General features: G+C 62.9%; 11 protein-coding genes. 9 read left to right on the top strand and 2 right to left on the bottom strand.

The window, feature by feature from the left end:
- The first annotated feature begins 1 nt into the window (after nt 1).
- The 9 genes from ACFWAD_RS28895 to ACFWAD_RS28855 all read left to right on the top strand — a co-directional run bounded on the left by ACFWAD_RS28895 (nt 2) and on the right by ACFWAD_RS28855 (nt 10,448).
- The gene (locus ACFWAD_RS28895) at nt 2-370 is read left to right on the top strand and encodes a hypothetical protein (RefSeq protein WP_238054173.1); all 369 of its coding nucleotides are present in this window, start codon (nt 2-4) and stop codon (nt 368-370) included.
- Nucleotides 371-431: 61 nt separating this feature from the next.
- The gene (locus ACFWAD_RS28890; protein ID WP_378550086.1) at nt 432-1,160 is read left to right on the top strand and encodes a hypothetical protein; all 729 of its coding nucleotides are present in this window, start codon (nt 432-434) and stop codon (nt 1,158-1,160) included.
- Nucleotides 1,161-1,176: 16 nt separating this feature from the next.
- Nucleotides 1,177-3,462 (top strand): hypothetical protein, encoded by a 2,286-nt coding sequence (locus ACFWAD_RS28885; RefSeq protein ID WP_378550083.1) that lies wholly within the window; start codon nt 1,177-1,179, stop codon nt 3,460-3,462.
- Entirely contained in the window at nt 3,462-5,036 is a 1,575-nt protein-coding gene (locus tag ACFWAD_RS28880; RefSeq protein ID WP_317419564.1) for a hypothetical protein, read from the top strand. Before ACFWAD_RS28885 ends, ACFWAD_RS28880 begins: the two co-directional genes overlap by 1 nt.
- A gap of 17 nt (nt 5,037-5,053) precedes the next feature.
- Nucleotides 5,054-6,562, top strand: coding sequence for an ATP/GTP-binding protein (locus ACFWAD_RS28875; protein WP_378550080.1), 1,509 nt, complete (start codon nt 5,054-5,056; stop codon nt 6,560-6,562).
- Nucleotides 6,559-7,704, top strand: coding sequence for a hypothetical protein (locus tag ACFWAD_RS28870; protein WP_378550077.1), 1,146 nt, complete (start codon nt 6,559-6,561; stop codon nt 7,702-7,704). The genes ACFWAD_RS28875 and ACFWAD_RS28870 overlap by 4 nt, the downstream gene beginning before the upstream one ends.
- Nucleotides 7,705-7,732: 28 nt before the next feature.
- The gene (locus ACFWAD_RS28865) at nt 7,733-9,493 is read left to right on the top strand and encodes a type IV secretory system conjugative DNA transfer family protein (RefSeq protein WP_378550074.1); all 1,761 of its coding nucleotides are present in this window, start codon (nt 7,733-7,735) and stop codon (nt 9,491-9,493) included.
- Nucleotides 9,494-9,534: 41 nt separating this feature from the next.
- On the top strand, nt 9,535-9,858 hold the full coding sequence (locus tag ACFWAD_RS28860; protein ID WP_378550071.1) for a hypothetical protein: 324 nt from the start codon (nt 9,535-9,537) through the stop codon (nt 9,856-9,858).
- Nucleotides 9,855-10,448 carry a hypothetical protein gene (locus ACFWAD_RS28855; RefSeq protein WP_378550068.1) on the top strand — a complete coding sequence of 198 codons (594 nt, stop codon included), beginning with the start codon at nt 9,855-9,857 and terminating at the stop codon, nt 10,446-10,448. The genes ACFWAD_RS28860 and ACFWAD_RS28855 overlap by 4 nt, the downstream gene beginning before the upstream one ends.
- Before the next feature lie 544 nt (nt 10,449-10,992).
- Here ACFWAD_RS28855 and ACFWAD_RS28850 read toward each other — a convergent pair.
- Nucleotides 10,993-11,664, bottom strand: a complete 672-nt coding sequence (locus tag ACFWAD_RS28850) for an RES family NAD+ phosphorylase (protein ID WP_378550065.1) — start codon at nt 11,662-11,664, stop codon at nt 10,993-10,995.
- 7 nt (nt 11,665-11,671) lie between these two features.
- Nucleotides 11,672-12,280 carry a hypothetical protein gene (locus tag ACFWAD_RS28845; protein WP_378550062.1) on the bottom strand — a complete coding sequence of 203 codons (609 nt, stop codon included), beginning with the start codon at nt 12,278-12,280 and terminating at the stop codon, nt 11,672-11,674.
- Nucleotides 12,281-12,685 lie beyond the last annotated feature (405 nt).

The raw sequence follows: 12,685 nt of genomic DNA, 5'->3' as shown, positions 1-12,685 counted from the left end.
AGTGCGGCGGGCATCCGCAGTGGCGATCACTCTTGCCGCAACCGCGGTCGTGCTCCTGCTCTCCGCCGGCGCCGCAAGCGCACAAATCCAGAACCCCATCGACGGAGTCAAGCCGGATCTCAGTGTCTTCGGGCCTGCATTCAACAACGTGTGGGTTCGCGTCATCGGCGGAATCTGGGCCGTTGCGCTCGGTGCGAGCGTGGTCAAGCTCATCATGGCGATCTACAAGATGCGCTCGATGAAGGCCGCCGGAATGCCGGCAGAAATGGCCGACGCCGGTCAGGACTTCAAAGTCGCCGGTATCGCATTCGGATGCCTGGCATCGGTCGGCATCATCACCGGCGCGATTCTCTTCCTGGTCGGCGGCTAGCCGACGCAACCCCCCGTACTCCTTTGCTTTCCAACGCTTTTGACGAGAAAGAGATCTGATCATGGCGAAAGATTTTTCACAGGTGGGATCGGGCAGCGGCCCGTCCTACGCGACCGGATCCCCGAGCAGCGGCCCGGCATCCGGACTCCCATTGTGGGTGAAACTGGCGATCGGGTTCAGTGTGCTCGTGCTGATCGTCGGCATCATTGCGGTCTTCACCTCGGGTGGTGATGACGACTCCGATTCCGGCGCCGATGCGATCCGCGCCGCGCACGGACCGACCACCACGATCGACGGCGTTCCGGCCGGATACACCCGCGATCAGGCCGGGGCGCAGACCGCGGCAGTGAACTTCAGCCAGGCGAACGGGCAGACATACCAGGGCCGGATCGACGCTGCGAAACTCCGGGAAGTCGCTGTTTCGTCGAAGGCTACCGACGCTCTGAACACCGTCATCGACGTCTCGAGCGGCCGCACCGACTTGGGGAAGACCGTCAACAACGTGCCGCTGATCGTCACCGTCACCGACTTCACCCAGGATTCGGCCACCGTCTCCGTGTGGGGCATGGGAGTCAGCCAGAGTCCGGTCAGTGAGGGGAGCGACAAGGTCGGCATCCTGACCGTCTACGGAACCGACACGATCACCGTGGTCTGGGAAGACGGGGACTGGAAGGTCCAGGACTGGAAGTTCGTCACCGGTCCTTCCCTCGAAGATGCGCAGTTCCCCGCTACTGATTCGCCGCTCTCGAAGCCCGGCGCGAACGGCTTCTACACGTTCTACGTCAACTAGAAAGGGGGCCTGACTGATGTGGCGCAAACTAATTCTGACCGCGGTCGTGGCATTGTTCGCGATGCTCGGACTGGCGTTGCCGGCGGCAGCGCAGCCGACGGCTGTCCCCAACACCGACCCGGCTCCCGGCGTGCAGAATGCCACTCAGTCGGGCAAGGAACTCCCCAAAGGATTTCCGGATGATCTGAAGAAATTCGTTGCCGGCACAGACGAATTCAAATCCGCCTCGTGGTTCACCGGAGTCTGCAAGGACAAAGGCGGCGACATGGGCCAGTACTCGACACAGGTCATGCACAACGAAAACCGGTTGATGTACTGGACGGCAAAGGAATCCGAGCGGATCGCCGCGTGGGCACCGCAGGTGATGATGTCGAAGAACCCGGCTCTGATCGACGCCCTGGTCGCCGCCGGCGGCGCCGGTACACAGATGTCCGGTGTCGACATGGGAGTGGAGGCCAACCAGAAGGCCGCCCTGAGCATTACCGACGAGTCGATCCTCAAGGGTGTCTACCCGAACACCTACCCCCTCAACGAGGCTGCGGACATGTACCCGCCGTCTCCGACGTGTGCGGACGATCTGGCCCGGTGGACAACGAAAACGACGACCACCTGGGGTTTCGAGTGGAGTCCGACACCGGATGCGGCCTCGCTCGCGGTGATGAAGAAGCAGCCGAACGCCGACAAGGTTCCCGATGCTGCGTGGTCTGCGCCGTGCGGCGGCGGGGACGTCCCGAGTGTTCTGTGTATGCACGCGATGTTCGTCAACTGCGAGCGCGCAACGGTTCGCGAAGACGTTGCCGCCTGCACGGAATGGAACACCAGGGTCGGAAAACTGTTCGGCGGCACCATGAACTGGATCGACCAGAACACCAGTTTCAGTGACCGCCTGGGCGAGACCCTCGGCGGGATGATGAAGGCGACGCCGGCCTATATGGGCGGCAAAATCTTCGTCGACAGTTTCACCTTCGCGTGGGACACCGTCGCCGGGCCGATCGGTGACCTCGTCTCGTTCGTCAAGGACCCGTCCGACGTGATCGACTCTTGGGCGAACAAACTCAAAAGCAGCGCCATCAGCACAACCAACTCGGTGCTGACCGGCCTGGCCGGTGTCGGTGAGTTCGACCCAGCCCGAGCCGAATTCATCGCCGTGTACGCGGTCTCGACCGGTATCGGTTTGTTGGTGTTGGTGCTGATGACGATCCTGGCGATCTACAAATCCTCCGACGGAGGTATGACCGGTGAGGAGCTGGCCAAGTCACTGTTCGGGTACATGCCGGCCGGAATCATGCTGATGATGTTCGCGCCCGCCATCGCGCAACTGCTGATCTCCCTGATGCACGAGATGTCGCTGGCACTGGTCGACTGGATCGGGACGAGCACCGATGAGGTCATCGGCAACATCTCCTCGGTCCTGGGGTCACTGACCGACTCCACCCTCGTCGGCGGCTCGATCGCGGCGATCGTCGGATTCGGGTTGATGTTCCTCGGCGCGATGGCGATGTTCTTCGGATTCTTGATGCACGCAGCGGCATTGCCGATCCTGGCAGTCGTGTGCGGTATCGCCTTCGGCATGTGGGTTCATCCCACCTGGCGCAAGAAGGCCCTGCGGCCGGTGATGATGTTCATCGGAGTAGTGCTCTCGAAACCGCTGATGTTCGTGATTCTGGCTGTGGTGTTCGCGGTCATCAACATTGCTGCGAAGGGATCGATCGCCGACGACGGCAAGCTCGAATCCCTCGGCCAGCTCTCGTTGATCGCGGTCTGCTTCGTGATCCTCGGTCTGGCTCCGTTCTCCATGCTCAAGTACTCGCCGATCCTGCCGACCTCGGCCGATTCGGCGGACTTCGGCGGCGGCGGATCTCAAACCGGACAGACCATCGGGTCGGGCGCGCAGATGTTCCAGCAACGCGCAGGCGGCGGAGCCGGAGGGGCGGGCTCGCACAACGCCGAAGCTGCTGGATCTCCCGGCCGTCAGGTCGAAGGCGGTCCGGTCCGCGGCGCCGCCGGAAACCACGGGGGATCTTCACCCGCACACGAGAGTTCGGCGTCGAGCACTCACGCTGCCGCATCCGGTGGCCACGGAAATCACCAAGGGGGAGGGGCAGCGACCGCGGCGAAGTCGGCAGGCAAGTCCGGGGGAGCGGAGTCGAAGTTGATGGCCGCAGCGGGTAGCACCGTCGGATTGGCGGCCGGAGCTGCGGTCGTGGCAGCACCGATTGCCCTCGCTGCTGCCGGTGCAGCGATGAACAAGGCCGGATCGGCTGCGCAGAGTGCGCCCGAACATGCGGATGGAGAAAACTGATGAGTGAGCAACGTACAGCGATCCTGGGACGCCAAATCGCACGTCGCGGGCTGTTGCCATTCCCCGAACCGGTGGTCGCCGCGTGGGCCGGTGCGGTGATCGTCGCGGTGTTCTTGTTGTTCGTCGTCGGACAGAACATCTGGGTACTCGGGTTCGACGTCCTGCTTCTTCTCGGGGCACTGGTCTCCACGACAGACATCAACCACCGTGAGTCGTACGCAAGCCGCAAAGCGAAAGCGATCCGCAACAAGCAGCGACGCAAACGCGGTGAGCACGTCTGGGTCTCGCCGACCGACCCGAACTACGGTGACCCGGCAGTAGACCCGGGATGGTCGAACCCGCCGCCGCTGTACCGGACGGCACCTGTGGATCTGATCGGTACCGGTCTCGACGATCTGTTCGTGTTGGAAACCCGCACCCCTGGCGACAACGACCAGTACACGGTGCTGATCGCGATGCAGGGTCTCGCCGAAGGATTGCGCGGCGACCAGGCGTGGGCGGTGACCTCGGCCGCGTTCGGGCGCACTCTGGCCGGGTTCGCGAAACGCTCCTCGTTCGTGCGCGGAATTGAACTGATGAATCGTTCGGTGCCGGCGGACATGACCCCGCACGAGACCTGGATGGAAGCCAAGATCGCCGCCGGGGATCCGGCCATGCAGATCCTTCCGGCGATCCGCTCGTACGGGCAGCTCATCGACCGGGTGGAGCCGTACTCGGAAGGGCACTACTCGTACGCCGTGTTGATCTTCCCGAAGTCGAAGGCCCTACTGATGGAAGGTGCCCGGCTCGCCCGCCGTAAGGGTGCTGAGACCATCGCCGGTGTCGCGCAGGTCATCCGCGACGAAACCGAACGCGCCGTGGCATCGCTGACCCGAGCCGGTATGGGCCGCGTACAGGTCTACGGCGAACAGCGCACCTGCGCGGTCATCCGCTCATGCCAGGACCCGAGCTTCCCGCTCGATGCCCACAAGGGTGTCCGGTGGGACAACTGCTGGCCGTCCTACGTCGGCCGGGAGGAATCGGTCGAGGTCGCCGGCAAGTGGAACACCCGAGTGGGCACCATCCCTCCGCGAGCCATCGAACCGGTCGAACTCGGTCCGTTGTGGCTGGCGGACCTGCTCACCGGTGTCGAACCTGATCCGGGTGACGACGAGATCGCCGCCGCCCCGACGATCCGGACGGTGATGGTGCGGATGGACTTCGTCGAAGCCGCCCACGCCCGCACTGCCGCCGTCAAAGACGTCACCTCCGACCGCGCACAGCAGATCCGCGAAGGCCGAAAGGGCAAGGTCACGGACGGATCGTCGGAGGTCGCATCATCAGAGTCCGCGCATCGGCGCTCCGACCTCAAACCAGGCAGCGGCCACCACGGAATGATCTACTCGCTCGCGGTGTCGGTCACCGGCCGCGGTGAAGACGACGCCCTGCGTGCGTGCACTCGCGTCGAACAAGCTGCCGCGGACTGCGGCATCGGCGAGATCGAATGGCAGGACAACCGCCACGATGTCGCCTCCTTGCTGACCCTCCCGCTGGGCCGCGGACTCGCGGCCACCAAGTGGACCCGCGTCAAGTAGCGAGCGAAGGACACCTCATGACGAACACACAACAGCGCACCGATTACCGGCGCGGTCATAAGAAAACCAACCGTTGGTCCTTCGCGCCCTCGCTCGGAAAGAAGAAGGCCCGGATCGAAAGCCCAGAAGAGACCGCCGTCCTCGACGCTGCGATCGCTTCGGACCGGATCACCGTTCGGCGCCAGCCGCCCAAGCGCCACAAATGGCTGGACCGGTGGGGTTGGTACGAGATCCGCACCGAAGGTGCCTGGACCTCCACCCGCCAAGGTGAAGCGTTGAACCTGGCCACGATGCGCCGCTCGGTCCGTCACGAGGGCCTGATGACGGGGCTGAACAAGATCAGCCAGACGATGGAGATCGTCGACCCGTTCGAGCTGTACGGAACGGAAATCGAGAACATCAACATCGCCGTCATCGGAGACATCGGCAAAGCGAAGTCCTCGCTCATCAAAACCGCGTTCTGCCTGCGCCAACTCGCTCTGCCGAACCGGCAGGTCGTGGTCATCGACAAAAAGCGCCAAGGAAACAAGGGTGGCGAATACTCCGGAATTGCCGACTCCGTCGGTGCTCGCTCGATCCGTTTCCATGCCGGCGGCGCCGACGGAATCGGGGTCCGCCTCAACCTCCTCGACCCGGCGATCGCCAGCGGAATCGAACGAACCGACGGCCTCGCCCCGGCAGGGCAGGAAGCTCTCGTCGGCGCCGTCATCGAGGACACCATCGGCCGCCCGTTGGTCGAGAAAGAAGACGCTGCACTGCGTTTGGCATTGCAGGTCGTCAACGAACGAGCTGCGAAGGAAGGACGCGAGCCGATTCTGCGCGAGCTCGCCAACGAACTACTCGAATCAACCCCCGGCAGCGGAGCGACGTTCGGGCAGCTGTGGGCGGAGGACGCCAAGCGTTGGGGTCTGACACCAGGTCTGGCGCTGCGCAAGCTGTGCGAAGGCGACCTCAAGGGCCTCGTCGACGGCGCCACCTCACCGGAGGTTCGCGAGGCACTCGAGCACCCGTTCGTGCACTTCGACGTCTCCGCACTGCCTAACAAGGGGCCCGCGTTGCGGGTGATCATGACCGTGATCAACACCTGGCTCGCCAATGTTCTCGCTTCCCGGTCCGCACAACACATGCAGACCGTGTTGATCGTCGAGGAAGGATGGCACGTCGCGGACGGATCGACCGGAAAGGTGTTCCGCGAGAACATGAAACTCTCTCGCGGCCTGGGCCTCTCGACCTGCTCGGCGTTCCACCACATCTCCGACCTGCCGACCGATTCCCCTGCCCGGGCGCTAATGAAGGAAGCCGGAATCGTCTTCCTCTACGGACAGGACCGTGTCGAAGACGCCGAAGAAACCGCCCGCATGTACCACCTGCCGCCCGGCTCGACCGAAATCATCATGTCCCTCGCCAAAGGCCACTGCCTCGTCAAATACGGCAGCGCCGATCCGATCCTGCTCCAGCACGTGCGTTCGGACATCGAAATCACACTCACCGACACCGACGAAGTGATCAAGGGAGAAGCAGCATGAACGCCAGCGACCGCGAGTGGGAGATGGACGGCGTATACGACTGGCGAAGGATCGTAGAGCCGGACAGAGACCGGGAACACTGGGCGAGGTCCTTCGATCAGAAGCTCGTCGATTTCATGGCGGCAGTGCCCGATTCGTCGGTGATGCTGGCGCACGAACTCGATCTCAGATCCGCAGAGTGGGTGCCGGAGGCGGACCCTCAGTGCCTGGAGTGGGTCACCAGCCACACGCGGGATTGGAAAACCCTCGAGGCCGCCTCGCTGCCACCGAACTTCGGCAGTCCGAGCGCAATGGTCTTGCGCGTGCAGGATCTCTCGCTGATCCATCTGGGCCGTGACGTCGATGCTGCGACAGCCCAGCAGGCACTCGCATACACGTTCTCGCACAACATGCTTCGGGCAGATGGCGGGGGCTATGAAATCTGGGCGTTGGACAAGAGCACAGCCCGCGATGTGCCGGATCTTCTCGCCGCGATCGGCAAGGAAGACATCGGCGCCACCGTGCGCGAGGCGCCGGCGCCTGTGGTCGACATCGCGCAGCGTCTCGATCTCGAACATGCCGACTGGATCGGGGTTCCCGATCCGGAAAGGGGTCCGTTTTCGTTTGTCGACGCTCCTGCCCGCGGCGAGCATTTCGCAGTGGTTCAAGAACGTATCCGTCTTGAGGCGGAACGTCAGTGCGATGTGGTGCTCACCGATCCCCAAGCGCGAGCTGTCATGCAGTACGCCCACGGGGTTCAACTGTCGGCCGCGCAGACAAGCGAGCGCCCCATCACCTCGCCGCCGTGGCAGAGGATCGGCGACTGGGCTGAGCATGAGCACGGTCGCCGGGTCGATGCGATGACCGAGACGCAGGCGATGGAACGCCGTGCCGCCCTGCTCAGTGAGATCAACGCCGCCACCCTCGCTCGTGAAGTCCGTGAGCTCACGCCGGACTACCCTCGTCCAACCCCGACCGCACTCGGCCCGCCGGCAGAGCCTGTTCGGCACGCACCGGAGACAGCGACAGCCCGCACCCACGAACTCCCCGACCTCGATGTCACGAAGTTTCATTCGCACTGGAGCGCGGAGTCCGATCACCTGAGCGCCGGACATCAGATGTGGCAACCGTCCGAGTTCCACCATCGCGGCCCGAGCTTGTGATGGCCGACCGGATCGAAGGAGAGAAGTCGTGAGTACTACGCAGCGTCCTACCAAACCGATGGTGGCACCGGGTGTGATCCCGATGGCCGCGACCGCGCTCGCCGTGGTGTTGAGTGTGGTCGGCGGCGGCTACCTTTCCGGGGTCCTCGCGGGCACTGGCGGAGCGTTGCCGTCCGGGATGTACGGAGTGCTCGACGTGTTCAAAGGGCTGTTCCTGCATCCGGCCGATCCGGCGCTGGCCTGGCCGGAAGGTTCACGGCCGGGCGGCCCGGTCCTGACGTGGGGATGCATCGCCGTCCTGGCGGCATTGTGCCTGTGGCTTGGCATGTTCATCTCGTCGAAGATGACGATCCGCCGCGCTGCACGCCGGGTTCGAGAGTCCGGTTTCGCGGACCGCACCGAACTTGCCCGCGCCGGCGTCAGCGAGAAGGCTGCGGTACGGAAAGCGAAAGCGACCCGTCTGTCCCTCGCGGATGTTCCGGTGCGCCGCATCGTCGCCGAGGCGGAAACCACGAAGATCGCCACGCTCTACAACGGCGGTGACGGCGTGTACTTGCAGTACCGCGACGGGCTGACCTGCACCGGACCGACCGGCGCCGGTAAAACATGGCGCGTGTGCTGGAAGGGCGTCACCGACGCAGTCGGCCCCGTGGTTGCCACCTCGACCCGCGGCGACCTGCTCCGCTCTACATGGGCGCAGCGCAGCGAAGTCGGCCGCGTCGAGGTCTTCGACCCGGAAGGGCTGACCGCGATCCCCAATCCGATGCGATGGTCGATCCTCGACGGATGCGATGACCCGGAAGTCGCCAAACGACGCGCCGAAGCGCTTGTCCAGGCCATGCCGATGGACGACACCAGCAACGCCGGCTACTGGAACGGCAAAGCCGCGATGCTCATGCGCGGCTACCTCTACGCCGCGGCCGTCAAGAACAAGGACTTGGTAGACCTGCGGATCTGGGCGTCCTCCCGCAACGTCAAACTGGTGCGCGACGTGCTGGAAAGGGACCTGCCGGACTGGCACGCCGAACTCGAACAAGCACTGGACTCGAAGTCCGATTCCTCCGACGACGTGGTCAGCGCATGTGCGCGGTTGCTCGAGCCGTTGGCGTCCCCGAAGTTGATGGCTGCGATGAACGTCCCTCGCAGCGAATCCGCTGATCTTCATGCGCTGATGACCGAAGGCAAGAACACCGTCTACGTGGTCTCGGAAGGTCACAGTGCGTCGGCGGCCGCGTTCACCACCGTCCTGTCCGCCGAGCTGTATCACGTGGCGAAGACACACGGTTTGACCAAGCCGGACGACAAGATCGACCCTCCGCTGCGAATGGTCCTCGACGAGATGAACAACGTCGCGGCGATTCCGAACATGCCGGACCTGATCACCGACTCGGGCGGCCGCGGAATTCAGATTTGGGCGCTCGTGCACAGTGCCTTGCAGAACGAGAAGCGCTGGGGCCGCATCGGCGGTCAGCGGCTCTCGACGGATTCGCCGGCTCGCATGTTCTTGCCGGGTCTCGGTGACGAAAGCGAGTTGGCGGCCCTGTCTCGGTTGATGGGTAGCCGTGACGAGTACATCAGTCACGATCCGCGGTCGGCTCCGCGTTCGGTGCCGGTGATGGCGCTCAACGAGATTCGTGAGATGCCCGAAGATCAAGCGCTGATGATGTTCCGCAACGCGAAGCCGATGAAAGTGCGTCTGCCCTCGGTGTGGGATGTTCCCGACCTCGCCAAGAGGGTGCGGGCGAATCAAACGGTGTTCGACGAATTCTGCGCGACAGGCACCCGATGACCAACCAATCCGGCGGGGCATCCACAGAGGGAGCTGCTTTTGTGACTGGAGACGAGACATCACTTGCAGACCAGAACATTTCGGAGACACCGTGGTTGAGTGATGATCACTGGAACGCCGGGGATCAGGCCTGGTGGATCCTCGTAACCAAAGACGGAATCAACAGGACGATGGTCGAGATCGTCTCCCCCGAAGAAGGGACCGTCCGCGACCCGAAGGTGACCTACAACGACGGAGTGTTCAGAGCTACCGGCAAGTTCGAATACATCAGACATCGCGGAGGTTCCTGCGCCCAGTGCGCAGCTTCCGTGCTTGAACTCTCGGCGCCGGCGCCCCACTCCCTCGTTGAAAAGGATCCTCGATGACCATTCCCGAGTACAACCCCGGCCCCGCCGATTGGCGACACCTCGACCAGGATTCGGCGGCGGAGTTGTGGGTCGAACTTCGCGAGTGGACGGAATGGCTGCGTCGCCGCTACGACCTAGGCAATGAGATCAAGCCCTGCTGGTTCAAACACACTCCGATGGTCGAGGAGCTGACGGCAGCGATGTTCGCTCATCGTGAGGTGTACCAGGCGGTGAAGACCCCGTATCACGGAGGCATGGCGGCCTGGCATTACCAAGTGCTGTGGCCGCTGGTCGGGCGCCTGTCGAAGATGGGCTTCAGCGAATGTCGCCGGAGCGGTGTGTGTGGGTTCGAGCCGGACGCACCCGAGATAGCCGATGACTTCGCCGAGTTCATCGCCAACGAGGTCGCCGAACGCCCCGACTTCGTACGTAACGCCGAATCAGCCACCAACGCTGCGTCCGCGCTGACGATGGATCAGGTTCTCGACATGATTGACAGTGGTCGCGCAGCCGCCGAAGATCCCTCCGACGATTTCACAGCCGTCGACATAGACGGTGTCCGTTGGGAATTCGACGACGAAACGGAAACGTATCGGCCCGTCCAGTAGCCGATCACAAGCCGAAGTGTCAACAGCTCCAAACCCTTCGAGCGGTCTCGCCCACCGTTCGTGCGTACGGGTTGCAGGTGGTTGATGCTTCTCGTGTCCGCCACGGCCGCGGCGATCGTGGGTTGTCCCGCCTGGGGCCTGCGTGTCGCGCTGTGGCGGACACACCCTTTTCTTCATAGACTGCTTTGCAACACAACTCGATTCAGATTGGTGGACTGCGATGTACGACCATGACCCTCTGGGACGAATCAATATCCCCGCGGTGCGCTTCTTTTCACGCTGGGCGTCTCGTCTGGTTGCGTCTGGTCTTTGGATCGCAGGGATCGGATGCTTAGTACTGTTCGCAATCGGCGAGCAGGACACGATGACAGCACGGGCCTGGGTCGTATTGCCTGCCGTCGCGCTGCTACTGGTCGGCGCGGCATTCCTCGTGCTCTCCAAGTCGAAACTGATGCTCGCTCGGTCCTGACAAGTCACGGACTGGCAAGGACGCGAATGGTGTGGCCCCCAACGAAAGTTGGGGGCCACACCATTTTGCCTGGGGTTAAGGGGTTTTACCGCTGTACTTGAGGTTGAACTCCGAATCCAAAATTTCGAGGACCTTCTTTCGCCCGGCGTCGTCGTAGAAGATGTCGACCTCGTCCAGAATCGTCAACTCAGCCGGTCCGTGACGGGAAATGAACATCAGCGACTTCAGGTCGTCGTGATTCGCACAGCGGTACTTGAGTCCGTTGGCTGACACGGTGTTCGCGAGCACCTTCGTTCCTGTTTCTCTGGTCCGGTTGTAGTCCTCGCCGAGCAACAGGCTCGCGTTGAGGTTGAGCCGTGAACTGTGTGCCCCGTAGAGAGATGCCACCGCCACGTCTTCCTCGAGCCTCATTGTCACCAAGGATTTTCCGAGTCTTTTGCCTGGCATATTCCTGCGTATCCCTACCAGCGCGTGACGCGGAATCAGGCCTGCTGTGATCTTTTCTCCTCGCAGCACGCCTTCAGCGAGCGCACCTTCCACGCTTTGTGCGAGATAGATGTAGTGCCCCAGACCTGCGTCGAGGGGTTCGAATCGTCCCTGTCCGGGAGTCCCCAGGGGACTTGGCGGGCAGGGGTTGTACGAATTTGCCTTCCACGGCGCATGGGTAGGGTTAATTCGGTACAGCTCCGTACCTGCGGGAATGATCTCAAGGTCGGCTTCCAGCCCGTTGTACTCGTTGGTTGGCAACGTATCCTCAGCTCATCCCGTGAGAGCCGAAAGCGAGGGTGTTGTCTACCGCCTCTTCCGTCAGTTCTCCCGCGATGACGAGGTCGACGGGCCGGCCACCGAGTATCCGGTCAGGCGTGTACCACCAGTCGAGGGTTCCCCACGGATCTTCGCTGCTCTCCATCTCCGAGTTTGCGTAAGCGACGACGGGGTGAATGCAACGCTTCAACGCGTCGATCTGGAACCGGGGGTAGCGGTAGTGACCTGAGATTTCTACGCCTAGCAGTTCGTTGCTCTGTCGACGCCGCTTGGCCAGCGTTCGGTTCGGGTTCCCGGAAGGTGACAGCAACTCTCCGACCTCACTGGAACTGAGGGTTTCGTCGAGCGAGACCGGGAGAACATAGTCCAGTGTCCCTGTAGCTGTTTCGAGTTCCACGGACACCGGCGGCGCTTGATCCGATTGCGCGACATGCGCTTTCAGCTCGCGACTCTCCTGGTCGACCGCTTCGGCAATCGGCTTCAATGCTTGCAACCACTCGTTATAGGCAGCCAAATGTTTGTCATCGGCAGCCAAACCGTCGACACTGACGTCCAACACGGCACGACTCAATACCGCCGAATCGTCGATCAGTTTCACGATTCGGGCGAACCCTCTGACCTTGTCCCATCCACCGCTCGGGACTCCACTAACCAGGGGCAAGAAGAGTGCATAGATGTCAGCGAATTCGGAAAGCGCCGTTGGGGACACTGCCTCGCGGGCCGATGTCCGATTCTGACTCGCTCGCTTCCTTAGTGAGCGGTGTGGTTGCACGGCATCTGGCGACGTGTGGCCGCGCTTCAACATGTGTTGCCAGTGGCCTATCTCATGGCGCGAGAGGTCCCGAGCTGCGGGTTCAGCCTTATCCTCCTGGGGATTCCTGTACAGACCGCCATCGCGAGCGAGCTTAAAAACGGGCGACCTCCTGTTGCCGCCCGGGTGATCAACAACAGTAAATGCGGTGGCCCCCGCATTTCGACGCACTTCGGCGGCGGCGGCGTGTAC

The sequence above is a fragment of the Rhodococcus sp. NPDC059969 genome (genome assembly GCF_042738325.1).
Taxonomy (GTDB): Bacteria; Actinomycetota; Actinomycetes; order Mycobacteriales; family Mycobacteriaceae; genus Rhodococcus_F.
Note: the sequence above shows the minus strand (reverse complement) of the source record. Positions and strands in the feature narration are given on the sequence as shown.